This window comes from Stenotrophomonas sp. INTA L402-1 (assembly GCF_059295135.1).
Genome location: NZ_JCAFWP010000031.1, coordinates 1 through 23,762 on the forward strand (window position 1 = coordinate 1; position 23,762 = coordinate 23,762).

Sequence of the window (23,762 nt, forward strand, 5' to 3'; positions counted from 1 at the left end):
AGATGTGTATAAGAGACAGGCACTACCCCGTGGCCGAGCCCCCCTCAGCGCAGCTGGCTCTCGGCGAATTCCCAGTTGACCATCTGCCAGAACGCGTCCAGATAGCGCGCGCGACCATTCTGGTAGTCGGTGTAGTAGGCGTGTTCCCAGACGTCGCAGCACAGCAGTGGCGTGCTCTCGCCGGTCAGCGGGGTGCCTGCATTGCGAGTGGCCTGCAGGCCCAGCTGCCCGCTCGGATGCTGCACCAGCCACACCCAGCCCGAGCCGAACAGGCCCAGTGCGGTGCGGTTGAACTCCTCGCGCAGGCGCTGCACGTCGCCGAACTGGCGCTTGACCAGCTCGCCCAGCCGCCCCTGCGGCTCACCGCCGCCGCGCGGACGCAGGCACTGCCAGTAGAAGCCGTGATTCCAGGCCTGGGCGGCAGCATCGAACAGCTTGCCCTGGGCATGGCGGACGATCTCTTCCAGTGACGCCTCTTCCCACTCGGTGCCGAGGATGCCGGCATTGACCGCATCCACGTAGGCGCGGTGATGGCGGCCGTGGTGCAGCTCCAGGGTCTGTGCGGACAGGTGCGGCTGCAGGGAGCCGGGAAGGTAGGGAAGGGCAGGCAATTCGACAGGCATGGACAGGTTCGTGGCCAGAGGGGCGGCGGCAGCCGGTTCCATCGGCTTACAATGGCGGCTACCGTGGGCAGTCTAGCCGACCACCGCGGTCGGTTTGTCCGGCGAAGCAAGGAGTCAGGTTGTGGCGGTAATGCAGCAAATCCAGGCCGAGGTCGATCGTTACCCGCTCGTGCTGTTCATGAAGGGCACCCCGCAATACCCGATGTGCGGCTTCTCCAGCCGCGCCGTACAGGCATTGATGGCGGCCGGCGCGGTCACCCTGCGCACCGTCAACGTGCTGGAAGAGCCCGAGATCCGCGCCAACCTGCCGCGATTCTCCAACCTGCCGACGTTCCCGCAGCTGTTCATCAACGGTGAGTTGATCGGCGGCTGCGACATCGTCCTGGAGCTGTTCGAAGCCGGCGAGCTCAAGCGCATCGTCGAAGAGGCGACACAGGGATGAGTGCCTGGCCATCGACGTCACCGACCGACGGGGCGCTCGATGGCCGCCCGTTGCAGGATCGCGTGGTGCTGGTTGCCGGCGCCGGCGGTGGCTTGGGTAGTGCGGCGGCCGTTGCGGCCGCAGCAGCCGGTGCCACCGTGGTCCTGCTGGGCCGCAAGCCGCGCCGCCTCGACCGTGTCTACGCCCAGGTCCAGGCCGTTGGCCCGGAGCCGCTGCTGTATCCGCTGGATCTGGAAGGCGCTGGCCCGGATGACTATGCCGAGCTGGCCCAGGCCCTGCAGCGCGAGCTGGGGCGGCTGGACGGCCTGCTGGTCTGTGCCGCCCACTTCCCGGGCCTGACCCCGTTCGAGCTGGCCGACCCGGCCAGTTTCGCCCGTGCGGTGCACGTTACCTTGACCGCGCCGGCCTGGCTGGCCCAGGCCTGCCTGCCACTGCTGCGGCAGCGCGAAGATGCGGCGCTGGTGTTTGCGGTCGATGCCCCCGACCGGGTCGGGCAGGCTTACTGGGGCGGTTACGGTGTGGCCCAGCATGGCCTGCGTGGCCTGATCGCCAGCCTGCACGACGAACTCGGCCGCAGCCCGGTACGGGTCAGTGGCCTGTACCCCGGCCCACTGCGCACGGCGCTGCGGGCCCGGGCGTATTCCGTAGATCAGGACCCGGCCGCCCAAGGCCCGGAGGCCGCCGCCGCTGCGGCCGTGACCCTGTTGTCCGGTGCTGGCGCCACCTGGCGCGGCCGGATTCTCGATGCCAGCGGGGCGTCCCCGGCCGAGTGAGCGCCGGGGAAAGGCGGAGTGAAGAACTCGTCACGATTGCGTTGCGATCCGGTGCCGTTTGTCGCACAACCGTCACATTGATGGCGTAGCGTGTTAATCTAGTGTTAACCGTTGTGGCTTCCTTCAGCCAAGCGGTAGGGAACCCCAGATAAATGTCCGACCAGCCACCCGCAGGGCTGTTTGGATGCGCTTTTTTTCCGCCATCGCCAACTCGCATCGAGGCTACCGAAAAATGACCCACCCACTCCGGATGTCCAAGCTCACCCTTGGTCTCGTGGCTGCGCTCGCCGCCGCTCCCGCCTTCGCCCAGAGCACCTCTGCCGGTGTCGGCGGCCAGGTGATGTCCTCTGCAGGCCAGCCTGTCGCTGGCGCTGAAGTCACCATCACCCACACCGAGTCGGGCACCGTTTCGCGTGCCACCACCGACGCGTCGGGTCGTTACAACGCGCGCGGCCTGCGCGTGGGTGGCCCGTACACCATCACCATCACCAAGTCCGGTGAAGGCACCAAGACCGAAGAAGGTGTCTACCTGAACCTGAACCAGGTCAACACGGTCAACGCCAGCCTCGGCGGCGATCTGGCCGCCACCAACCTGGACGCCGTGAACGTTGTCGCCACCGCCGGCGGCCTGGACCTGTTCAGCGCCACCAAGATGGGCAGCGGCACCAACGTGACGCGCGAAACGATGGACGCGCTGCCGTCGGCCAACCGCAACATCCAGGACTACATCCGCCTGGACCCGCGCATCTCGCAGGTCAGCAAGGCTGACGGCGCGATCTCGGCCGGTGGCCAGAACACCCGTTACAACGCCATCCGAATCGACGGCATCAGCGCCTCCGATCCGTTCGGCCTGGGCTCCAACAACCTGCCGACCGAGCGTCAGCCGGTGTCGATGGACGCCATCCAGGAAATCAACATCGACTTGGCCAACTACGACACCACCATCGCTGGTGGTACCGGTGCGGTGATCAACGCCGTGACCAAGTCGGGTACCAATGAATTCCACGGCACCGTGTACGGTTCGTACCGCGACAAGGACATGGTCCGTTCGCGCCTGGAAGGTGACAAGCAGGACTTTAACGGCTTCAAGGACGAGAAGACCTACGGCATGACCTTCGGCGGCCCGATCGTCAAGGACAAGCTGTTCTTCTTCACCAACTACGAAAAGTACGAGCGTAGCGGTGGCGGCGTCAGCCTTGGCGAAAGCCCCTACAACAAGGCTGGCGGCATCAGCGATGCTGATATCGCCCGCGTCCAGAAGCGCATGTCCGATCTTGGCTATCAGGTCGGCGGCGTCGGTGCGCTGAACAACAAGACCGAGATCGAAGAGTACGCGGTCAAGCTGGACTGGAACATCAACGAGAACCACCGTGCGGCCCTGCGCTACAACAAGATGAAGCAGGACGTGGTGCGTTTCCCGAAGGTCAGCAACAGCGAAATTTCGCTGAGTGACTTCTGGTACACCCAGCCGACCGAGTATGAGACCTGGATGGGTGAACTGTTCAGTGACTGGTCCGAGAACTTCTCGACCGAGTTCAAGGTCTCGCACAAGGACTACTCGTCCAACCGCGTTGCCGCTTCGCACCTGCCGCAGATCCGCGTCCGCTTCGACAACAACAATTCGCTGTACCTGGGTACCGAGCAGAACACCCACACCAACCTGGTGGAGTCGAAGGAACTGAGCGCCTTCGGTGCCGGTACCTGGTATGTCGGTGACCACACCGTCAAGTTCGGCTTTGACTACACCGACAACGACCTGATGAACTTCTACGGTCGCAACCTGTACGGCGCGTATGAGTTCGCCAACCTGGCTGCGTTTGAAGCCGGCACCCCGTCCGCGTACCAGGTGCGCGTGCCGCGTGCTGGTGGCAGCCTGGATGACATTCCGGCGAAGTTCCACCTGAAGAACACGGGTCTGTTCATCCAGGATACCTGGGCGATCAACTACAACCTGAGCCTGATGTTCGGTGTCCGCGTTGACATGCCGGACTTCAGCACCCAGCGCCTGTACAACCCGCGCATCGAGCAGCTGTACGGCTTCAACAACACCAAGCTGGTCGACAAGAAGCTGTTCCAGCCGCGCGTCGGCTTCAACTACACCTTCGATAGCGACCGTCCGACCCAGCTGCGCGGTGGCGTGGGCCTGTTCGGCGGTGCTGCCCCGAACGTGTGGCTGGCGGGTGCCTACCAGAACACCGGCCTGAACTACGCCGAGTACAACCTGACCCGCAATCCGGGTGGTTTCAGCTTCGATGCTGACAATCCGTTCATCCCGGACCCGTCGCTTGCTTCGGCACGTCAGAACGTCGACCTGATCGCTCCCGGTACCCGCCTGCCGTCGGTCTGGAAGGCCAACCTGGCCTTCGATCACGAACTGCCGTGGTACGGCATCGTGGCGTCGGCCGAGCTGCTGGTCACCAAGGTCAAGGATGGTCTGTACTTCGATCGTCTGGACGTCATGACCCCGAACGCCAACCGCTCGGTTGGTCAGGACGGTCGTGCGCTGTACTGGAACGACTACGGCATGAACGGTGCCAATGCTGGCTCGAACGGCATGCAGGCTGGCCAGAAGAACGGTCGTGCCTGCTCGGCCACCGATCAGACCTGCCCGAGTGACCGTGTCAACCGTCCGAGCGATATCGGCGACGTGATCCTGCTGCGCAACACCGACAAGGGTCGTGGTTCCCAGGCTACGTTCTCGCTGGCCAAGCCGCTGACCGAGAACTGGGGCTGGTCGCTGGGTTATACCTACACCCAGGCGAAGGAAGTGAGCCCGCTGTCCAGCTCGCAGAACACCTCGAACTGGAACAACACGCTGAGCCTGAACGCCAACGACAACGTTGCGTACAACTCGCGCTATGCGATCAAGGACCGCATCACCGGTACCCTGGAGTGGAAGCACAACTTCTTCGGTGACAATGCCACCCGCGTCGGCCTGTTCTATGAAGGCCGTTCGGGTCGTCCGTACAGCTACGTGTTCTATAACGACGTGAACGGCGACGGCGCAGGCACCAACGATCTGTTCTACGTGCCGAAGGGCCCGGGTGACGTGATCTTCACCGGCGGCGCCGACATGGAGAAGAAGTTCTTCGAATGGCTGGCGCAGAATCCGGAGCTTGATGCCTACCGTGGCAGCGTGGTCCCGGCCAACGCGCACCGCGCCAAGTGGGTCAACAGCTTCGATGTCCGCATCAGCCAGGAGTTCCCGGGCTTTGCGAAGACCCACAAGGGCGAGATCGCGCTGGACATCATGAATGTCGGCAATCTGCTCAACAAGAAGTGGGGTCTGATCGACGATTACGGCTTCTACGCCACCCGTCGCGTTGCCAACTACTCGGGTATCGACCCGGCTACCGGCAAGTACCTGTACAACTTCACCGGCCGTACCGACAACTCGTCGATCCAGGAAAACAACAACGACAAGGGCAACACCGCCGTGTCGCGCTGGTCGATGCAGCTGACCGTGAAGTACAAGTTCTGATCCATCAGAGCCTGAAGCAGTAAGTGAAAACGGCCGGGGAAACCCGGCCGTTTTCCGTTCATGCGAAAGTCCTTGCAGGTCACCTGGCATCGGCGTAGCATCCGGAAATGTGCGCGGTGCCAACGCCGCCGATGCGGTCCCGGAAAGGCGAACGCGGGAAGCACACATCCAACGGTCGGGCTTCCCGGCCGTTTTGCTTTTTAAGGGGGCGGCAGTACAGTCGGAAACCTTGAAGGAAGCGAAAAATTGGACATGACCACGAACGAAAAATCAGCCCGTGCACTGCCGGTGCAGGACGCGCGGATCTACCCGCGCGGTGGGCTGGATGTGCTGTCGCGGGCCGAAGTGGCCCGCCTGCGCGATGCCTCTGCCGGCGGTATGCACGAGCTGCTGCGGCGCTGCGCGCTGGCCGTGCTGACCAGCGGAAGCGCCTCTGACGATCCGCGCGCGGCGCGCGATCTGTATCCCGATTTCGACATCCAGGTGGCGCAGCAGGATCGCGGCGTGCGCATCGACCTGGTCAATGCACCGGCGATGGCCTTCGTCGATGGCGAGATCATCCGCGGCGTCGCCGAACTGCTGTTCGCCGTGGTGCGTGACCTGGCCTACATGGCCATCGAGATGGGCCCGGCCTACGCGGCCGAGCTGGAGTCGTCCGAGGGCATCACCAACGCGGTGTTCGGCCTGCTGCGCAATGCGCGCATCCTCAACCCGGGCGACCCGAACCTGGTCGTGTGCTGGGGTGGCCATTCGATCTCGCGCGACGAGTACCTGTACACCAAGCAGGTGGGTTATGAGCTGGGCCTGCGCGGCCTGGACATCTGCACCGGCTGCGGTCCAGGCGCGATGAAGGGCCCGATGAAGGGCGCCACCATTGCCCACGCCAAGCAGCGCCGCACCGTGACGCGCTACATCGGCCTGACCGAGCCGGGCATCATCGCGGCCGAGTCGCCGAACCCGATCGTCAACCACCTGGTGATCATGCCGGACATCGAGAAGCGCCTTGAGGCCTTCGTCCGCATCGGCCACGGCATCATCGTGTTCGCCGGTGGCGTCGGCACCGCCGAGGAAATCCTGTACCTGCTCGGCATCCTGCTGCGCGAGGAAAACAAGGACCTGCCGTTCCCGCTGATCCTGACCGGCCCGACGGTGGCAGCGCCGTACTTCGAGCAGATCGATCGCTTCATCCGCCTGACCCTGGGCGATGCAGCCGCCGAGCGCTACGAGATCGTCATCGGCGACCCGGTGGCGGTGGCAAAGAAGATGGCCAACGGCATCAAGCGCGTGCGTGAGCACCGCCTGGCACAGAAGGACTCGTTCTTCTTCAACTGGTCGATCGAGATTCCGTGGGAGTACCAGCAGCCGTTCGTGCCGACCCACGAGGCAATGGCCGCGCTGGACCTGCACCACGGACGTGCCCCGCACGCGCTGGCGGCCGACCTGCGCCGGGCGTTCTCGGGCATCGTTGCCGGCAACGTGAAGGAAGACGGCATGCGCCGCATCGAGCAGTTCGGGCCGTTCCAGATCCACGGTGACCCGGACATGATGCAGGCCCTGGACGCGCTGCTGCGCGCCTTCGTCGAACAGCGCCGGATGAAGATCTCCGGCGAATACCAGCCCTGCTACCAGGTGCTGGCCTGAGCCTGCGCCGGCGCGATGGGGATCGCGCCGGGACAGGCAGGGGGAGGGCGGGCCGTCAAGGTGTTGACGCCCGTCACCCCGGAATGACCGTTCATCCTGCCGCCGCTTGCCGGTGGCAGGGCGATGGCCCATCGTGGCCATCAACACGCTGGGGAGCGTCCAATGTCTTTGCGCCGGCAAAACGGCTTTACATTGATCGAGTTGATGGTCACGTTGACCGTCTTCGTGATCTTGGCGTCGATCGCCTATCCCAGTTTCCGCGGAATGATCCGCTCGAACCGCCTGGCGACCGCCAACAATGAACTGATTGCCCTGACAGGCCTGGCGAGAGGCGAAGGCATCCGCAACAGCCGTGGTGGTGGTGTCTGTGGCAGTACCGATGGCACCGGTTGCGATGGCGAATGGTCCAAGGGTGTCCTGGCCTGGTCGGATCTCGATGGAGATGGCCAGTTGGGGGGCACCGATACCGTGTTGCGGTTTTCGCAGGGCAACCCGCAGTTGAGTGTGGTGGGGCCCGCGGGTGCGACCATCGCGTTCGACGGTCGCGGCCGTCGCAGGGCGGCTGCGGACCAGACGCTGGTGCTGTCGCCGGACACCTGCAAGACCGGTGAGCCCAAGAGTACATTGACGATCAACCAGTCCGGCCAGGTCCGGGCGACCAAGGGAACCTGCTCATGAGCCGACGCAAGCTTGCCGGCCCGCGTTCTTCGCAGGGTGGTTTCAGCCTGATCGAGGTGATGGTGGCCATGCTGATCCTGGCGTTCGGCCTGCTGGGCTTCGCCTTGCTGCAGACCACCAACGTCCGCTTTGTGCAGAGTGCGAATTACCGCACCCAGGCCACCAATCTGGCCAATGACCTGATCGAACTGATGCGTGCCCAGCGCACCGATACCCTGGCCGGAGGTGCTTACTCCGCCGCTTCGTTCTCGGCCGGCTCGGTGACCGCGAAGGGCGCGTGCGCCTGGCCAACCGGTGCTGCGGTGACGCCGAAGACCAATGTCGCGCGATGGCAGTGCGAGGTCGTCAAAACGCTTGGCGAAAAGGCCAGCGCGGAGGTGAAGTTCACCCAGAGTACCGGTCAGGTAAGCGTCGCGATCACGTGGGGGGACCAACGCTGGGACCCCGAGAATCCCGACAGCCTGACCACCTTTGGCTTGACCACTTTCCTGTGAACGTGCCCATGAGTCCGTCTTCGCGAATCCGCGGCTTGTCGCTGATCGAACTGATGATCGCCATGGTCATCGGCCTGGTGTTGATGCTGGGCATCACCCAGATATTCATTGCGTCCCGCGCGGCTTCGCGCCTGTCCGAGGGCGCTGCCCGGACCCAGGAGAATGCCCGTTTCGCGTTGGATTTCCTGCAGCGTGACCTGCGTATGGCCGGGCACTTCGGCTGCGTGAACGACCAGGCACATGTGATCAAGAACACGGGCGATGTCCGCTACAACCTGGGAATCGCTTCCGGCAGCGGTGATCCTCTGGACTTCTCTGTACCGGTACAAGGCTATGAAGCTGCCGGCACCGCGCCGACCAACACCCTGACCCTGGGCCGGGCATGGAGTGCCGCAGGCTCGGTGCCCAAGAGCATCACCGATCTGAAGCCGAAGCCGCTGCCCGGCAGCGACATTCTCGTGTTGCGGCTGCTGAGCCCGGAGGGAGCCGTGCTTGCCTCGGCAAGCGTGGACGGCACCGCCACCACGTTGACAGTGTCCAGCGACGGCATGGCGCGTCTCAAGGCCAACGCCGCAGGTACTCCCGCCGTATTCGCGCTTGCAGATTGCACCCGCGCCGACGTGTTCTCGGGCGCCATCACAGGTTCTACGGTAAAGGTGGACAAGGTCGACCTGACGGGTTACTCGGTCAACAACGCAATGACCATGCTGTACCGCGCCGATGGCCTGGTGTACTACATCGCGACCAACGGCAACAATGAGCCATCGCTGTTCAGGGCACGTGCCAATGGCGCAGGTGGTTATGGCACGGGCGAGGAGCTGGTGGAGGGCATCGAGAACATGCAGGTCCTGTATGGCCTGGATGCGACGACCGATATCGCCCTGGCCACGCCGCCGACTGGGCGGATCGTCGATCAGCGCGTAGCCAGCAGCGTCAGTACCGCTACCGATGCAACGGCAACCGCCGCGTGGCGACGTGTCGGGATGGTGCAGGTCGGTCTGCTGGCCAGGAGTCCGCAGCGTGCTTCGGCCGAAGCACCGGGTGCGGCCGACAACTATCTTGGAGTGCTCGGGGTGACCATCGCGCCGGGTGATCCCTATGACCAGCGTCATCGCGGGGCCTATGAAGTCTCCGTTGCGCTCCGCAACCGCCTGTTCGGGAACTGACGACCATGCGACCAATCACTCGCTTTTCGCGTCGCCCTTTTTCTGGTCCTGCCCGCCAGCGTGGTGCGGTGCTGTACATTTCGCTGATCCTGTTGATTCTGCTGGCCCTGCTGGGAGTGATAGGCATGCAGGTGGCAGGCATGCAGGAGCGCATGGCATCGGGCTACCGCGCTGGTAGCTTGGCGTTCCAGAACGCCGAGGGGGCTGCGCGCGGGGCGGAAAATGCAGTCGAGAAAATCGCCAACCGACAGTCAGCGGGTGACAACCCGATGGTCAGTTCCGCCGACATCGATCAACGCTGCGACGATGGTTTCGATCCGTCCGACTGGGTGGCCAAGACCAAGCTGGGCAGCAAGCCGGCGGTGAAGGTCCGGCAGATCCAGGGCTGCATCCAGGGAGAGGGGGCGCTGGACATGGGAAAGCCGCTGGAGACAGCAACGCCGGTTTACCAGATCACGACGTATGCCAGTGATACGACTTCCGACGCGACGTCGCGTTCGGCGGTCGATACCGTATTCAAGCTGTGAGGCTGGGGAGCCCATGAACACGCGCAATCGCAGAATCCTGGCAGGCGTTGGCCTTGCCGTCTTGGCCGCCGGCGGCTATCTGGTGCATACGCTGATGGCGGCACAGGCGCAGGGGGTGTTGGCCCAGGAGCCGATGAACGTTCAGGTGCAGACGCCGCCAGCGTTCATCATGGCGGTAGACGACTCCAACTCGATGACCTTTGAGCGCATGTTTCCAGGGGGCGATGGGCGTCTGATCTTCAACTCGTCAACGGGCAGCTTCTTCAACAATGATGGCAGCTTCTACAGTGTTGGCCGTGATTGCACGAGCAGCTCGGTCGATTGCTATCTTTATCTGTATCCACATTCCGATTACAACGAACGCTATTCGTACGGCCGTGCGATTCCGCCGTTGGACATCTTCGGGTTCGCACGTTCGCACGTCTACAATGCGAGCTATTACAACCCTGCTGTCACCTATAAGCCATGGATAAAGGCTGACGGGACACGCTGGGCCGACGCAGTCCTTGACAAGGTGCGCGTTGACCCTCGCACCGGATTTGCGGGCAACCTTCAGTTGTACAACATGCTGGCGACCCGTGCGTCGAGTTCAGAGGGTTTCCAGTTCGTTGACGGAATGCGGATTCCGAATCTCGCCGACACCGGTAACGAGTATTACCGGAGCGGCAGCTGGCGCACGGCTGCGCGGGATATCAGCTCCGCGGTTCAGTACGGTGTGAAGTACTTCCCGGCGACGTTCTATCTTCCAGAGAATGCGCCCGCTCCCTATGGCTACAAGAGCGACGATGCCAATCGCCCGGTGATCGCAGGTGCTTGTGGTCCAAAGTGCAATCTTCGTCGTTACCAGATCAAGAGCGAAAACTACAATATCGACGGGGCGTACGGTCTGGCGATCCAGAATTTCGCCAACTGGTTCCAGTATCACCGCAATCGCACGCTCGCCATCATCGGTGCATCGACGGAGGCTCTGTATGGCGTCGACAACATGCGCGTGGGCTACTTCACGATCAATGTCCTGAAAGACGTGAAGATGCATGATCTGGTGACCAATCGAAGCGATCTGTACGAGCAGATATACGGCCTGAAGCCGATCAGCGGCACGCCCAACCGTCGCGCGGTGGAGTACCTGGCAGAACAGTTCCGACGTACTGATGATGGCGCGCCGGTGATGCGGGCGTGCCAGCGCAATGGTGGCATGTTGTTCACTGACGGCTACACCAACTCCGGTAATGTGCCGAATGGATCGTTTGGTAATGCCGATGGGGTCAATACCACCGATCTTCCCAGCGTTCCATTCGCGGATGGTTACAGCAATACCATGGCGGACATCACGGCCGCCTATTATTCCGGTAGCAAGACCCCGCTGCGTTCGGGTACCGGATTCGCAAAGGGCCAGGTGCCAGTGGATGAGCGCTGCGCGTCACTGGACAAGAGCAGTGCAGACTGGAAGCGGCTGGATTGCCAGACTGACCTGCATATGAACTTCTACGGCGTGACCCTGGGTGCGCAAGGGCGCATCTATGGTGTCAATCCCGCTGCGACTGCGGACCCTTTCAAGAATCCTCCTGATTGGAACAGCAATCCAGATCCTGCAAAGGTTGACGATGGCACGGTTGTCGACGAAATCTGGCACGCCGCGCTGAACAGCCGCGGTGAGTTCATCAATGCGCAGACGCCCAATGACGTGACGGTTGCAATGCGCCGGGTGCTGGAATCAATCACTGCCGGCAAGTCACCGTCTGGAACACTGGGCATGACCGGCGCCCGCATTGGTGCAGGCTCGCTGTCGGTAACGCCCAGCTACGACATCCGCAATGGTGCGACCGACTGGTCGAGCAAGCTCAAGGCTTCGACCGTCAGGATCACTGGTGAACAGGTCGCTGTGTTCAGTGAGGCCTGGGAGGCGTCCGCCAAGCTGTCCTCGAGTGGTCGTCGCATTGTCGCCAACAAGGCGGGCACCGTCGTCGACTTTGGGGCGGGTACGATCAGCCTGACCGACTTGTGCAGCAAGCCGGATGGCAAGTACGCCACGATGCTGGTGTGCAGCCAGGATAAGTTGAAGGACATTGATGCTGACCTGAGCACGGCCATCCGCTATCTGAAGGCGGATGCATCGATGGAAAAGCGCAACGGTGGCAAGTACCGTGACCGCGCGACACCGCTGGGTGACATCGTCACATCCGCACCCGTGGTGAGTTCGCCGATTGACGACTATGGCTATCGCCAGCTTGGTGGAAGCTATGCGGTCAGCTACGCCAAGTATCTCGATACCAAGGCGAAGGGCCATCGCTACATGGTGTACGTGGGCGCGAACGACGGCATGTTGCATGCCTTCGACGGTGGTATGGGTGCCTCGGGTGAGATGGACAGCAGCGGTGGCACCGAGAGCTTCGCCTATATTCCCGCAACTGCGCTGGGCCACATGGCAAATCTGTTGTTCCCCTTCAAGCCGGACAGCAAGGACCAGACCTTCCGTCATCGCTATTACGTCGATGGACCGATCACGGTCTCCGACATTTTGAATGGAAGCACGTGGCAGACAGCGCTGGTCGGCACCGCCGGTGCGGGCGGTCGCTCAGTGTTCGGATTGGATGTGAGTGCTCCGGGTTCCTTCGGCACCGGCGAAGTGTTGTGGGAAATCAATGACATCAATGCGTCGTTGCCCGAGAACGTGCGCAACAACATCGGGTTTGTGCTGGGCAAGCCAGTAATCGTTCCTGTAAAGGAAGGCAACGGCATTGCCTGGAAGGCGATCTTCGGCAACGGCTACAACAGTTTCAGTCGCAAGGCGGTGCTGTTCGTGGTCGACATGGCCACTGGCAGTGCACGGATGATCGAGGCGGCTGAAGGAACTGCTGCAAACGGTATCAGTGGTGACAATGGCCTGGGCAACGTTGTGGTGGTGGATCGTTGGCGAGGCGATAACCAGAACGTGCGTGGCCGGGATGGGCTGGCGGACACCGTCTATGCAGCCGACCAGCGAGGTGCGGTCTGGAAGTTCGATCTGACCGACGGCAAGGACACCGCGTTGTCGACTCCCGTGTTTACCACCCAGGTCAGCCAGGATACGGGCGGGCGCAATTATCGCCAGCCCATCACCGGCGGCATGACGGCAGCGACCGGGCCGTCTGGTGGCGTGATGCTGTACTTCGGTACGGGCAGCTTCTCGTTCTACTCGGACAAGGACGACAAGACACAGCAGGCGCTGTATGCGGTCAACGACCTTGCTGGAAAGAGCGTTGCGACGACGTTGACGGCTTCCAATCTCGTCCCCTACACGGCCGCCACACCAGCAACCGGCGCGGAGGCGCGCAAGATCGTTGCAGGTACTGCGCCTGCCAATGCGCGTGGCTGGATGGTCAGTCTTCCCACAACCAATGGAGAGCGGTTCGTCGGCAACCCATTGCTCGTCAGCGGCATCATGTTCCTGCCTACGTATGTCCCCAATCTGGAATCCGTGGGTTGCTCGACGAGTGGTTCGAACTGGCTGTTTGGTCTCTCGTCGCTGACCGGCGCGGCCGCGCTGGAGAATGTCCGGGCCGGATCGCCCAAGGGTGAAAAGCCAGCAGCGGGCACGGCAGGTATTCTGCTGAAGAGCGAGGGCACTGCCCCGATCAGGGACGTATCGCTGTCAGTGTTGCCGCGTCTTGGCACCGGCAAGGAGGGCCCGCCCGGGGGCAGCTCGTGCTGGATGGTGGTGGGCGCCGCCGGCAGCCAATCGCTGTATCTGCCCTATCCCTGCGGTCGCCAGTCCTGGCGCCAGCTGCAATGATTCCGATGCAAGGAACCCATCACATGTTTGCTGTCTCCTCGCCTCGTCGTGCGGCCGGCTTCACGCTGATCGAGCTGATGATCGTGGTGATCGTCATCGGCATCCTGGCGGCAATCGCGATTCCCTCCTATCAGAGCTACGTGAGGCGATCGCATCGAGCAGTTGTAAAGGCGGACATGGCCGAGTATGCGCAGCGTGCCGAGCGCTACCACTCAAGCAACAATTCCTATGCCGGATTTGCGCTGCCCAGCAAGGTCTCGCCACGCGAAGGTGGTACGGCCCGCTACAACCTGGCGTACAAGGGGGACGGCACAACCTTCACGATCACCGCCACGCCGCAGGGCACGCAGACCAAGGACAGCTGCGGCAAGCTGAGCCTGGACCAGGCCAACCGCAAGACAGCCGAAGCGGCCCTTTCGGACTGTTGGTAAGTCAGGTGTTGATCTTCCGGTAAACGGTCAGTACAATGCGCCTCCCCGCCCGAATAGCTCAGCCGGTTAGAGCACTTGACTGTTAATCAGGGGGTCGTTGGTTCGAGTCCAACTTCGGGCGCCAGATACTGCAAAAGCCGCGAGAAATCGCGGCTTTTGTTTTTCTTGCGTGGATGTTCAGCAGGGCATGTTGCGGTCCGTGCGTTCACTGCGTGTGCGCCCGCCATTGTTGACAATCAGCTTGCCATGCAGGCGGCTGCCGGCGCAGATGCGCAGGGTCAGATTGGCACCAGGGCTCCGCCCATCGGCCTGGAAAAACAGTTGCGGGCGGCCACTGCTCGCCTGGGCCAGGATCAGGACGTCGGAACGCCCGCGCTGGTGTGTCAATACCATGTCGGATGATGACGGCGATCCTCGGCGGGTGCCGCTCCGGTAGACGATCCAGCCGATGCTCCAGTCGCTGATGCAGTGCAGTCCATCGTCGCTGGCGCACACGCCGATCAGCTCGCGCCGCCTCAGGGCTTCGCTGCGAGCACTGGAAAGACCCGCATGCAGGCTCAACTGCAGGGCATCGGCGCGCTGCCGCAACAGCAGGGACTGCAGGGAGGGCCAGCCGGCCGCCAGTAGCACGGCCATCACTGCCACGACCGCCAACAGTTCGACCAGATGCATGCCTCGCGGTGCGGTAGGGCTGGGGAAGGGGAGGTGGCGCATGGGTCCAGCCTCCCTTGTCCAGCTAGGCGCCACCATCAGCCAACGCCGCGCTCACCTGCCCGAAAACCCCTCAGCGGGCCGTCACTCCATGCCCCGTATACTCACTACTCCCGGGAACTGGCACCACCATGAGCGACCGTTTTGAACTCGTCTCGCCGTATTCGCCGGCGGGCGACCAGCCTGATGCCATCGCGAAGCTGACCAGCAACTTCGAAGCGGGCATCGCCAAGCAGACGCTGCTGGGCGTGACCGGCTCGGGCAAGACCTACACCATCGCCAACGTCATCCAGAACGTGCAGAAGCCGACGCTGATCATGGCGCCGAACAAGACGCTGGCGGCGCAGCTGTATGGCGAGTTCAAGGCGTTCTTCCCGCACAACGCGGTGGAGTATTTCGTCAGCTACTACGATTACTACCAGCCGGAAGCCTACGTGCCGTCGTCGGACACCTTCATCGAGAAGGACAGTTCGATCAACGAGCACATCGAGCAGATGCGGCTGGCGGCGACCAAGACCCTGCTGTCGCGCCCGGACGCGATCGTGGTGGCGACGGTGTCGGCAATCTATGGCCTGGGGGCGCCGGAAGACTACCTGTCGCTGCGCCTGATCCTGTCCAAGGGCGAGCGCATCGACCAGCGCGACCTGATCAACCACCTCACCCAGCTGCAGTACACGCGCAACGAATACGAGCTGCAGCGCGGTACGTTCCGCGTGCGCGGCGAAGTGATCGACGTGTTCCCGGCCGAGTCGGACAGCGAGGCGCTGCGCCTTGAACTGTTCGATGGCGAGGTCGAGAAGATCACCCTGTTCGACCCACTCACGGGTGAAACCCTGCGCAACATGCAGCGCTTCACTGTGTACCCGAAGACCCACTATGCGACCACGCGCGAGCGTGTGCTGGCGGCGATCGAGACGATCAAGGTCGAGCTGAAGGAGCGCCTGGAGCAGCTGTACGCGCAGAACAAGCTGGTGGAGGCGCAGCGCCTGGCGCAGCGCACCCAGTTCGATCTGGAAATGATGGCCGAGGTCGGCTACTGCAACGGCATCGAGAACTACTCCCGGCACCTGACCGGCAAGAACGCCGGCGAACCGCCGCCGACATTGTTCGACTACCTGCCAGCCGACGCGCTGCTGGTGATCGACGAATCGCACGTGACCATTCCGCAGATCGGTGCCATGTTCAAGGGCGACCGTTCGCGCAAGGAGACGCTGGTCGAGTTCGGGTTCCGGCTGCCCTCGGCGCTGGACAACCGGCCGCTGCGCTTCGAGGAGTGGGAAGAGCGCTGCCCGCGCAGCATCTATGTGTCGGCCACGCCAGGCCCCTATGAGTACCGCGAGGCCGGTGACGAGATCACCGAACTGGTCGTACGCCCCACCGGGCTGATCGACCCGGTGGTGGAGATCCGCCCGGTGGGCACCCAGGTTGACGACCTGATGAGCGAGGCCAACGCGCGCATCAAGGCCGGTGACCGTGTGCTGGTCACGACGCTGACCAAGCGCATGGCCGAGAATCTCACCGAATACCTGACCGAGCACGGCATCCGCGTGCGCTACCTGCACTCGGACGTGGACACGGTCGAGCGCGTGGAGATCATCCGCGACCTGCGCCTGGGCAAGTTCGATGTGCTGGTGGGCATCAACCTGCTGCGCGAGGGCCTGGACATGCCCGAGGTGTCTCTGGTGGCGATCCTGGATGCCGACAAGGAGGGCTTCCTGCGCTCGACCGGCTCGCTGATCCAGACCATCGGCCGTGCCGCCCGCAACGTGCGTGGCAAGGCGATCCTGTATGCGGACAAGATCACCCGTTCGATGCAGGCGGCGATCGACGAGACCGACCGTCGTCGCGCCAAGCAGGTCGAGTACAACGAGCAGCACGGCATCGTGCCGCGCTCGGTGGCGCGTCCGATCACCGACGTGCTGGAAGGTGCGCGCTCCGATGCGGCCGAGAAGGAAGCAAAGAAGGGCAAGGGCAAAGGCAGGCCCGGCGTTGCCGAGGAGGGGAGTGACTATCGATCGCTCAGTCCGGCCCAGCTGGCGTCCCGTCTCAAGGCGCTGGAGCAGCAGATGTACCAGCACGCCAAGGACCTGGAATTCGAGGATGCCGCCCGCGTGCGTGACCAGATCCGGCAGCTGAAGGAAGCGAGTCTGGGCTGAACGCGGCAGTGCAGCATCTTCTTCACAAAAGTGTTGCGCTTCACGGCCGGCATCCGTAATATACGCGGCCTGCACCGACGCAATCGCGGACGTTCAGAAGCAAAAACGGGCGGTTAGCTCAGCGGTAGAGCACTACCTTGACATGGTAGGGGTCACAGGTTCGAACCCTGTACCGCCCACCACGAAGTCCCTGGAAGGGGGCTGTCGTGAACTGCAAAGCCCGGCCCTGGCGCCGGGTTTTTACGTAGCAAGGCCAGCTTTCGGGCGGCAAGAACAAGATGGGCGGTTAGCTCAGCGGTAGAGCACTACCTTGACATGGTAGGGGTCACAGGTTCGAACCCTGTACCGCCCACCACCTGGCTCCCGGCATTGCCGGTGCAGCGGTGGATCACGACGGAAGCCGGCCTTGTGCCGGCTTTTCTCGTTTCAGGCATCGATCACGGTTCCATATGGTCAGCGTTGCACGACCAGGTCTTCGATGCTGATCATCCGCTGCAGCTTCCAGTGACCGTCCACGCGCTCCCAGAGCTGGGCGACGCGAACCGTTGCACCACGCGTGGGCTGGGCAACGCCGGGTTCGTGTTGCAGGGGCTGGTTGGCCAGCCTCAGGACCCGGTCCTGGCGCAGCCGGTAAAGCAGCAGGGAGGGCGAACCGCAATCCTGTCGTACGACGTCAGGCTGCTGGGTTTCGGCACGCAGGATCTGGCTGCGAAGGGCCTCTTCAGTGGGCCCGTTGCCAGCGCCGAACAGGCTGGAGAGCAGCAGCATCAGGGCAAGCATCGGCATGGCACGGTGCTCCAGCGGGAAAGTGCACGCAGGCTGGCATGACATGTGGGGTGCTGCAGCCGGCCTGCGACGAAGGCCGGAATTGAACCGCCAAAGACGGCCGGGGGGCGATGAATCCGGGCCGTGCAGGCGTAGACTCCGGTCTACCGCGCAATCGCGCCGTCACTGCAAGGAGCTGCCGCATGAGTGATCACGTTCCGGTTTCCCGGCCCAATCCCATCATCGAACTGCTGTTCGGCGGCAACATGCTGGAGGGTACCTTCAAGGCGGTGATCTGGGTGGCCCTGCTGGCGGCAGTGCTGGCGTGGACCACGTTCCGCTGAGTCTTCCCGCTGCCTGCGGCACCGGCGGCGTCGCTGGCCTGCGCTCAGGCGCTGAAGGCCTGGCGCAGGCTGCGCAGCGTGGCCTGGCGATGTTCCTTTGCGGTCGCTTCGCCCATCTCCAGTTCCTGCAGGCGCAATCCCACCAGCGTCATCGACAACGCGTAGCCGCGTGCCGCATCGGCAGCACGCGAAAGGCCCAGTGCGCGGCGCGTCAGCGCGTTCACGTGTTCCAGGTCGGGCAGCAGCCCCAGGTAGACGCGCTCGGCGCTGTCCAGGTCGGGGGCACGCAGGATCGCGTGCGCTTCAGCAGCAGGGGAGACGGAGGCCATGGGGGGGTCCTTGTCCGTTGCGGGCGCTCGATCAGAACGAGCGCATCAGGGAAACGAAGGCCGACGTCTGCGTACCGCGACGGGCCATCGGGCTGTCCTTTACTGCATCGCCGAACCACTGGTTGGCGACGACGCCGGTCGCGCGCCACTTCGTGCCCAAGGGCGTGCTGACTGCGATCTGCAGGCTCGGTGATGTCGCGCTGCCCGGGTTGTAGGCGGCAAGTCCCGAGCGCAGCGCTTCTTCGTCGGTGATGCCGTAGTAGTAGTCGAGCAGGCGCGCACTGGAGTGCACCACGCCGACCTTGGGCACCCAGGTGAAGCGACCGGCCTGGATCGGATAGCTGTAGTGCAGGCGCGACTCCATGCCACCTCCGTGCCCGGTGACCTCGCGCATCACGCTGGCCTCGACGATGCCCCAGTCGGCGCTGTACTCACCGTTGATGCCGGCCATGGCCGACATCTGCCGGCTGTGCAGGCGACGCAGCTGAGGATCGTTCACGTCGTCGGTCTTGAAGCGCAGCGTGTAGGGCGTGACTGCCGCCGACAGGCGCAGGCCCTCGCGCTTGTACAGGTACATGCCCAGCGAGCCCGGGCTGGCGAAGAAGCGCTCGCCCTGCCAGGCAATGGACGGTACGACCAGCGGCTTGACGTCGTAGTGGGCGTACGCCCCCGGGGTCGCGCCGGCACTGATACCGGCCTGCACGCCCGGGTTCCGGTCGGCGGCGTGGGTGATCAACGGCAGGCCGATGGCAGCGGAGAACAGCAACGGGCGCAGCAGGGTCGGGGACAGCGACGGCATCGATCAACCACTTTGCGGGGGATGGCTGTGCATGGTGCGGGCACAACATTGTCAGAACATTGCGCCTTCGCAACTGGCACACGAAGACGCCCAAACCTGGCGCCAGGCACTATGATCGGCACCGTTTCCGGTAGCCGAGCCCCTGATGCGCATTCTCCTGGTCGAAGACGATCCCGATCTGTCCCGAGCCCTGCAGTCGGGCCTGGAGCGGCAGGGCGTGGTCGCCGACGTGGTCGGCAGCCTGGCCGAAGCCGCGGTTGCGCTGCGCGAGCCGGTGCATCAGCTGATGCTGCTGGACCGTCAGCTGCCCGATGGCGATGGCGTGGCTTTCGTCGCCACCGCACGCGCGCTGCGCCCGAACCTGGCGGTGATCATGCTGACGGCCAAGGGCAGGTTGTCAGACAAGGTCGAGGGCCTGGATGTCGGTGCCGACGACTACCTGGTGAAGCCGGTGGCGATCGAGGAGCTGATGGCGCGGATCCGTGCTGTCTCGCGGCGGCCCTCGGCCATGGTGACACCGAGCCTGCATCTGGGCCGGCTGGAATTCGACTTCGAATCGCTGCAGGCACAGGTGGAGGGCCAACCGCTGGCGCTGCCGCGGCGCCAGGTGCTGGTGCTGCAGGCACTGGCGATGCGCCAGGGGCGCACGGTCACCCGCACGGCACTGGAGGCCGCGGTGTACGGCTTCGACGATGAGATCCAGTCCAATGCGCTCGATGCGCACATTTCCAAGCTGCGCAAGGCGCTGCAGCAGGCCGGGGCGGGCGTTGAAATCCATGTGATCCGGGGCGTCGGCTACCTGCTGGCGGAGGCCTGAGATGGCGCGTCCGACACGTCCGATCCGTTCCATCACGCTGGGGTTGGCCTGGCGGTTGTTCCTGGCGCAGGCCTTCACCGTGCTGTTCGCAGTTGTTGCGCTGATCCTGACCTGGGGCGACAAGGACACCTGGGGCATGGACATGTTCATGGCCGAAGCCGTGGCCAAGGCCGTGCACAGTGAAGGCGGGCGGTTGGTGCTGGACCAGGCGCGCTGGAACAAGCTCGACGCCGAGGCCGGGGGCAACCTCTGGTTCGCGGCGGTCGACGACAAGGGTGTCTGGCTGGAACGCGGCACGATTCCGGCGATCCACGCCCCGCTGCTCGCGCGCCTGCCGACGCTGGGTGCCACCGAACTCGGCTCGCTGGTGCCGCCGTACCTGGACGTGGCGCGGGTCATGATCCGCAAGGAGGACGGGCGGCGCATCACGGTGATGGTGGGTGGGGCGCCGAAGGGCGGGTTGCTGGACGGTGCGCTGATGGTGCTGCGCCTGATCGGGCTGTGGTTTTTCCTGCCGCTGATCGTGATCACGCTGCTGGTCATGCCGACCGTGATCCACCGCGCGATGCGCGGCGTGCGCCGCTCCGCACAACAGGCCAAGGAGCTGGATATCGGCCAGCCGGGGGCGCGTCTGGATGCGCAGCTGGTGTCGACCGAGGTCGCACCGCTGGTGGAAGCCTTCAACGACGCGATCGACAAGGTGCAGCAGGGGTATGCCGCGCGTGACAAGTTCCTCGCCGATGCCGCGCACGAACTGCGGGTGCCGATTGCAGTGGTGCAGGCGCGCCTGTCGCAGTTGCCGCAGGGCGAGCTGAAGTCGCAGCTGCTGACCGACGTGGCGCGGCTCGGTAACGTTGCCGAGCACCTGCTTGACCTGCAGCGACTTGATCGTAATGTCGGCGCACTGCAGCGGCTGGATCTGGCGTTGCTGGTGCGCGAAGCGGCCGCCGATCTGGCGCCGCTGGTGGTGGGTGCCGGTTACGGCTTCGAAGTGGATGCACCCGAGATGCCAGTGTGGATCCATGGCGACAGCCTGGCGCTGGGGCGGGTGATCGCCAACCTGGTGCACAACGCCATCGTCCACGGTGGCGGACGCGGCACCATCTGCGTGCGCCTGGATGCACGTGGCCTGCTGGAGGTCAGCGACCAGGGCGCCGGTATTCCGGTGGGCGACCGTGAAGCGATCTTCGAGCCGTTCCATCGTCTGCGCGCAGCGGGTAGCGGCAGTGGCCTGGGCCTGCATCTGGTGAAGGAAATCGTGCAGCACCATGGCGGATCGGTCAGCGTCGGCGAGGCGGCCGGTGGTGGCGCCAGTTTCCGTGTCAACTTCCATCGCGGCACCGTCCGGCGCTGACAGCCACGCGGGGAAATCCCCGATAGGCAACCTGCCACGTCCCTCGGCAGGCTGCTGGAATGGTTCCCGAACGTTCCGCTCCAGCACTGTTTGGCCCCGGCTGCGCCGCCGGCCTGGTGCTGGGCGCGCTGGCCTGCGTGCAGATGCCGGCACTGCTGCCGTTGTGGCTGAGCGCGCCGATGGCCGTTGCCGGCGTCGCGGGCTGGCTGCTGCGCTGGCGCGGCCGCGCGTGGGCTGCAGTCCTGCTCGGCCTGGCATGGGCAACAGTGCACGGGCAGTGGGCCCTGCACGGCCAGCTTCCACCCGGAGCGCCGCCGCAGGATGTGCAGGTGCGGGGGCGGGTGGCCGATCTTCCACAGAGAGGGGCTGGCTACACACGTTTCGTGCTGCACGTGGATGACGCCGATGCGCCGCCAGTGCTGCGTGGCAAGCGCCTGCAGATCACCTGGAACGATCCATGGCGTGGACCGCCTGCGAGCGGCACCGATGGTGGGCGCCATGCGGTTCAAGCTGGCGCGTACTGGGAGCTGTCGCTGCGGGTGCGGGCACCGCGTTCGCGGATCAATCCTGGCGGCTTCGACGGCGAACGCCATGCATTGCTGCGCGGCATTTCCGGCAATGGCACGGTGCGCGACCCCGGCGCTGCGCGTGAGCGCGCGCCTGCACAGGGCCTGCCGGCCTGGCGCGAGCGCAGCAGTGACGCCATCGCCACCCAGGTGGCCCATCCTGCCGCTCGCTTCGTACAGGCGCTGGCACTGGGCGATACCCGCGGCTTGTCCGATACCGACTGGGAACACCTGCGCGCTCTGGGCCTGACCCATCTGGTCGCCATTTCCGGTTTCCACGTGGGCGTGGTGGCTGGCTTCGGTGTACTGCTGTGTCGCGTGTTGTGGTGGCTATGCCCGGTGCTGGGACGGTTCTTGCCTCGGCCGCAGGCGGCGGCATGGGGTGCGGCGCTGGCCGCAGCCGTCTATGCCGTGGCCGCCGGCGGCGCGCTTCCAACAGTGCGTGCGGCGCTGATGATCGGGCTGGTGGCACTGGCCCGTGCCGGGCGTCGCCCGGTGGGTGCGGGGCAGGGACTGGCCCTGGCCGCGATGGTGATGCTGCTGCCGGCGCCGCTGTCGGTGCTGTCGGCCGGCTTCTGGCTCAGCTTTGGGGGCGTGCTGTGGCTGCTGTGGTGCCTGCCACGGACCGGGCCGGACGGCGTCGGTGGGGGCCTGCGCGGCTTTCTGGCTGCCCAGGGCGTGGCCAGCCTCGGCCTGTTGCCGCTGTGCGTGGCCCTGTTCGGCGGCACCGCGCGCTTGGGGCCGCTGGTCAATCTGCCGATCATTCCGTGGTGGACCCTGCTGGTGGTGCCGTTGTCGCTGCTGGGTACCGGCCTGCACGCGTTGCAGGATGGTGCCGGGCGCTGGGCATGGCGCGCCGCCGCCTGGCTGTTCGAGCTCAGCTGGCAGGCCCTGCAGCCGTTGGCGCTGCACCCGCAGGCGATGTGGTGGCTGGCCGAGGCACCGCGCTGGGCGGTGCCGGCGGCAGTGGCGGGGGTGTTCTGGTGGCTGCTGCCACGCGGCGCTGGCGGTGGCCTGGCAGGCCTGCTGCTGTGCCTGCCGCTGCTGTGGCCCGCCCGGCATGCACCGGCTGAAGGCGAACTGGAGCTGCTGGTGCACGACGTAGGGCAGGGCACCGCGGTGCTGGTGCGTACGCCGCGGCACGCGCTCTGGTACGACGTGGGGCCGCCGACCGGCGGCGACGGCAACGAACGCATTCTGGTCCCGGCCCTGCGCGCGCTCGGACAGGGGCCGCCCCAGCAGGCGGTGCTCAGCCATGACCATCTTGATCACACCGGCAGCCTACCGAGCTTGCGAAGGCAGCTGCCCGGGCTGCAGCTGCTGGCGCCACCGGGCAGCACCATCGCCGGCGCTACGCCCTGCCAGCAGGGGATGCGCTGGCAGTGGGACGGGGTTGATTTCCAGGTCCTGCACCCGGCGCCGGGCAGCCGCCAGGCCGAGAATGAAGACAGCTGCGTGCTGCGCGTCGCCAGCCGTCACGGCGTGGTCCTGCTGCCTGGCGATATCGGCCGCCCGGCCGAGCAGGTGTTGCTGCAGGCGTCTCCGGCAGCGCTGAAGGCGGATGTGGTGCTGGTGCCGCACCATGGCAGTGGCGGCAGCTCCAGCGCGCCGTGGGTGGCCGCCGTGGCGCCACGGCTGGCGGTGGTCTCGGCCGGGCACCGCAACCGCTTCGGGCACCCCCGCCAGGACGTGGTCCAGCGCTGGCAGGCGCAAGGGGCGGAAGTGCTGACCACGGCTGATTCCGGGGCGATCCGCATATGGCTTGGCGCACAAGGGCTGCAGCTGCGTGAACAGCGCATCCACGCATCCCGGTGGTGGGATGCCGCTGGGCGGGCGCGGTCGGCTGCTATCCTATCGCCGATCGAACAAGCGGCCGTTGGGCCGGAGGGTTGA

The 23,762-nt window shown here is 64.7% G+C and carries 20 protein-coding genes and 3 tRNA genes; 18 read left to right on the forward strand and 5 right to left on the reverse strand.

Annotation, left to right across the window (positions count from 1 at the left end; translation table 11 throughout):
• Nucleotides 1–44: 44 nt before the first annotated feature.
• Entirely contained in the window at nt 45–623 is a 579-nt protein-coding gene (locus AC5O77_RS16220; protein ID WP_478057098.1) for a superoxide dismutase, read from the reverse strand.
• A gap of 121 nt (nt 624–744) precedes the next feature.
• Between AC5O77_RS16220 and grxD the strand changes: the two genes are divergently transcribed.
• The 11 genes from grxD (at nt 745) to AC5O77_RS16275 (ending at nt 14,152) form a co-directional block, all read left to right on the forward strand.
• Nucleotides 745–1,065 carry a Grx4 family monothiol glutaredoxin gene (gene grxD / locus AC5O77_RS16225; protein WP_005408852.1) on the forward strand — a complete coding sequence of 107 codons (321 nt, stop codon included), beginning with the start codon at nt 745–747 and terminating at the stop codon, nt 1,063–1,065.
• Complete coding sequence (locus tag AC5O77_RS16230) at nt 1,062–1,838, forward strand: SDR family NAD(P)-dependent oxidoreductase (protein WP_049399918.1); 777 nt, start codon at nt 1,062–1,064, stop codon at nt 1,836–1,838. Before grxD ends, AC5O77_RS16230 begins: the two co-directional genes overlap by 4 nt.
• 232 nt (nt 1,839–2,070) lie before the next feature.
• On the forward strand, nt 2,071–5,319 hold the full coding sequence (locus AC5O77_RS16235) for a TonB-dependent receptor (protein WP_080355163.1): 3,249 nt from the start codon (nt 2,071–2,073) through the stop codon (nt 5,317–5,319).
• 252 nt (nt 5,320–5,571) lie between these two features.
• The gene (ppnN, locus tag AC5O77_RS16240) at nt 5,572–6,960 is read left to right on the forward strand and encodes a nucleotide 5'-monophosphate nucleosidase PpnN (protein WP_010486098.1); all 1,389 of its coding nucleotides are present in this window, start codon (nt 5,572–5,574) and stop codon (nt 6,958–6,960) included.
• Between the two features lie 162 nt (nt 6,961–7,122).
• Nucleotides 7,123–7,638 (forward strand): GspH/FimT family pseudopilin, encoded by a 516-nt coding sequence (locus tag AC5O77_RS16245; protein ID WP_032128889.1) that lies wholly within the window; start codon nt 7,123–7,125, stop codon nt 7,636–7,638.
• The gene (gene pilV, locus AC5O77_RS16250; RefSeq protein WP_189719760.1) at nt 7,635–8,132 is read left to right on the forward strand and encodes a type IV pilus modification protein PilV; all 498 of its coding nucleotides are present in this window, start codon (nt 7,635–7,637) and stop codon (nt 8,130–8,132) included. The genes AC5O77_RS16245 and pilV overlap by 4 nt, the downstream gene beginning before the upstream one ends.
• Nucleotides 8,133–8,140: 8 nt before the next feature.
• On the forward strand, nt 8,141–9,298 hold the full coding sequence (locus AC5O77_RS16255; RefSeq protein ID WP_478057097.1) for a PilW family protein: 1,158 nt from the start codon (nt 8,141–8,143) through the stop codon (nt 9,296–9,298).
• 5 nt (nt 9,299–9,303) lie between these two features.
• Nucleotides 9,304–9,825: a pilus assembly PilX family protein gene (locus AC5O77_RS16260; protein WP_032128892.1), complete on the forward strand. Its 522-nt coding sequence runs from the start codon at nt 9,304–9,306 to the stop codon at nt 9,823–9,825.
• A 13-nt stretch (nt 9,826–9,838) separates the two neighbouring features.
• Nucleotides 9,839–13,597 (forward strand): pilus assembly protein, encoded by a 3,759-nt coding sequence (locus tag AC5O77_RS16265; protein WP_478057096.1) that lies wholly within the window; start codon nt 9,839–9,841, stop codon nt 13,595–13,597.
• A 23-nt stretch (nt 13,598–13,620) separates the two neighbouring features.
• On the forward strand, nt 13,621–14,028 hold the full coding sequence (locus AC5O77_RS16270; RefSeq protein ID WP_317217723.1) for a type IV pilin protein: 408 nt from the start codon (nt 13,621–13,623) through the stop codon (nt 14,026–14,028).
• A gap of 47 nt (nt 14,029–14,075) precedes the next feature.
• Nucleotides 14,076–14,152, forward strand: a tRNA-Asn gene (locus AC5O77_RS16275).
• 53 nt (nt 14,153–14,205) lie between these two features.
• On the opposite strand, the gene AC5O77_RS16280 is transcribed toward AC5O77_RS16275, so the two are convergent.
• Nucleotides 14,206–14,700 (reverse strand): GspH/FimT family pseudopilin, encoded by a 495-nt coding sequence (locus AC5O77_RS16280; protein WP_032128895.1) that lies wholly within the window; start codon nt 14,698–14,700, stop codon nt 14,206–14,208.
• Between the two features lie 170 nt (nt 14,701–14,870).
• Here AC5O77_RS16280 and uvrB point away from each other — a divergent pair, with 170 nt between their 5' ends.
• From uvrB to AC5O77_RS16295, 3 genes are all read left to right on the forward strand, one after another.
• Nucleotides 14,871–16,895, forward strand: a complete 2,025-nt coding sequence (gene uvrB, locus AC5O77_RS16285; RefSeq protein WP_032128896.1) for an excinuclease ABC subunit UvrB — start codon at nt 14,871–14,873, stop codon at nt 16,893–16,895.
• 107 nt (nt 16,896–17,002) lie between these two features.
• Nucleotides 17,003–17,077 (forward strand) — tRNA-Val (locus AC5O77_RS16290).
• 98 nt (nt 17,078–17,175) lie between these two features.
• Nucleotides 17,176–17,250 (forward strand) — tRNA-Val (locus tag AC5O77_RS16295).
• A gap of 98 nt (nt 17,251–17,348) precedes the next feature.
• Here the strand turns inward: AC5O77_RS16295 and AC5O77_RS16300 are convergent.
• A complete protein-coding gene (locus tag AC5O77_RS16300; protein WP_182267549.1) occupies nt 17,349–17,681 on the reverse strand; it encodes a hypothetical protein in 333 nt (110 codons plus the stop codon).
• Between the two features lie 182 nt (nt 17,682–17,863).
• On the opposite strand from AC5O77_RS16300, the gene AC5O77_RS16305 reads away from it, so the two are divergent.
• Nucleotides 17,864–18,004: a hypothetical protein gene (locus AC5O77_RS16305; RefSeq protein WP_165929929.1), complete on the forward strand. Its 141-nt coding sequence runs from the start codon at nt 17,864–17,866 to the stop codon at nt 18,002–18,004.
• A 44-nt stretch (nt 18,005–18,048) separates the two neighbouring features.
• Here AC5O77_RS16305 and AC5O77_RS16310 read toward each other — a convergent pair whose 3' ends face one another.
• Both AC5O77_RS16310 and AC5O77_RS16315 read right to left on the reverse strand, forming a co-directional pair.
• On the reverse strand, nt 18,049–18,333 hold the full coding sequence (locus tag AC5O77_RS16310) for a hypothetical protein (RefSeq protein ID WP_032128898.1): 285 nt from the start codon (nt 18,331–18,333) through the stop codon (nt 18,049–18,051).
• Between the two features lie 31 nt (nt 18,334–18,364).
• A complete protein-coding gene (locus AC5O77_RS16315; protein ID WP_494506969.1) occupies nt 18,365–19,132 on the reverse strand; it encodes a MipA/OmpV family protein in 768 nt (255 codons plus the stop codon).
• Nucleotides 19,133–19,277: 145 nt separating this feature from the next.
• On the opposite strand from AC5O77_RS16315, the gene AC5O77_RS16320 reads away from it, so the two are divergent.
• Genes AC5O77_RS16320 through AC5O77_RS16330 form a run of 3 tightly spaced genes read left to right on the forward strand, consistent with a single transcriptional unit; the run spans nt 19,278 to nt 23,762 of the window.
• The gene (locus tag AC5O77_RS16320) at nt 19,278–19,949 is read left to right on the forward strand and encodes a response regulator transcription factor (RefSeq protein ID WP_032128900.1); all 672 of its coding nucleotides are present in this window, start codon (nt 19,278–19,280) and stop codon (nt 19,947–19,949) included.
• Nucleotide 19,950: 1 nt separating this feature from the next.
• Complete coding sequence (locus tag AC5O77_RS16325) at nt 19,951–21,303, forward strand: sensor histidine kinase (RefSeq protein WP_049399928.1); 1,353 nt, start codon at nt 19,951–19,953, stop codon at nt 21,301–21,303.
• Nucleotides 21,304–21,362: 59 nt separating this feature from the next.
• Complete coding sequence (locus tag AC5O77_RS16330; RefSeq protein ID WP_478057095.1) at nt 21,363–23,762, forward strand: DNA internalization-related competence protein ComEC/Rec2; 2,400 nt, start codon at nt 21,363–21,365, stop codon at nt 23,760–23,762.

Bases quoted from the DNA above. Each gene is read 5' to 3' on its own strand.
- AC5O77_RS16220 (WP_478057098.1), bottom strand. From the start codon at position 623: ATGCCTGTCGAATTGCCTGCCCTTCCCTACCTTCCCGGCTCCCTGCAG.
- AC5O77_RS16230 (WP_049399918.1), top strand. From the start codon at position 1,062: ATGAGTGCCTGGCCATCGACGTCACCGACCGACGGGGCGCTCGATGGC.
- AC5O77_RS16235 (WP_080355163.1), top strand. From the start codon at position 2,071: ATGACCCACCCACTCCGGATGTCCAAGCTCACCCTTGGTCTCGTGGCT.
- ppnN (WP_010486098.1), top strand. From the start codon at position 5,572: ATGACCACGAACGAAAAATCAGCCCGTGCACTGCCGGTGCAGGACGCG.
- AC5O77_RS16245 (WP_032128889.1), top strand. From the start codon at position 7,123: ATGTCTTTGCGCCGGCAAAACGGCTTTACATTGATCGAGTTGATGGTC.
- pilV (WP_189719760.1), top strand. From the start codon at position 7,635: ATGAGCCGACGCAAGCTTGCCGGCCCGCGTTCTTCGCAGGGTGGTTTC.
- AC5O77_RS16255 (WP_478057097.1), top strand. From the start codon at position 8,141: ATGAGTCCGTCTTCGCGAATCCGCGGCTTGTCGCTGATCGAACTGATG.
- AC5O77_RS16260 (WP_032128892.1), top strand. From the start codon at position 9,304: ATGCGACCAATCACTCGCTTTTCGCGTCGCCCTTTTTCTGGTCCTGCC.
- AC5O77_RS16265 (WP_478057096.1), top strand. From the start codon at position 9,839: ATGAACACGCGCAATCGCAGAATCCTGGCAGGCGTTGGCCTTGCCGTC.
- AC5O77_RS16270 (WP_317217723.1), top strand. From the start codon at position 13,621: ATGTTTGCTGTCTCCTCGCCTCGTCGTGCGGCCGGCTTCACGCTGATC.
- AC5O77_RS16280 (WP_032128895.1), bottom strand. From the start codon at position 14,700: ATGCATCTGGTCGAACTGTTGGCGGTCGTGGCAGTGATGGCCGTGCTA.
- uvrB (WP_032128896.1), top strand. From the start codon at position 14,871: ATGAGCGACCGTTTTGAACTCGTCTCGCCGTATTCGCCGGCGGGCGAC.
- AC5O77_RS16300 (WP_182267549.1), bottom strand. From the start codon at position 17,681: ATGCCGATGCTTGCCCTGATGCTGCTGCTCTCCAGCCTGTTCGGCGCT.
- AC5O77_RS16305 (WP_165929929.1), top strand. From the start codon at position 17,864: ATGAGTGATCACGTTCCGGTTTCCCGGCCCAATCCCATCATCGAACTG.
- AC5O77_RS16310 (WP_032128898.1), bottom strand. From the start codon at position 18,333: ATGGCCTCCGTCTCCCCTGCTGCTGAAGCGCACGCGATCCTGCGTGCC.
- AC5O77_RS16315 (WP_494506969.1), bottom strand. From the start codon at position 19,132: ATGCCGTCGCTGTCCCCGACCCTGCTGCGCCCGTTGCTGTTCTCCGCT.
- AC5O77_RS16320 (WP_032128900.1), top strand. From the start codon at position 19,278: ATGCGCATTCTCCTGGTCGAAGACGATCCCGATCTGTCCCGAGCCCTG.
- AC5O77_RS16325 (WP_049399928.1), top strand. From the start codon at position 19,951: ATGGCGCGTCCGACACGTCCGATCCGTTCCATCACGCTGGGGTTGGCC.
- AC5O77_RS16330 (WP_478057095.1), top strand. From the start codon at position 21,363: ATGGTTCCCGAACGTTCCGCTCCAGCACTGTTTGGCCCCGGCTGCGCC.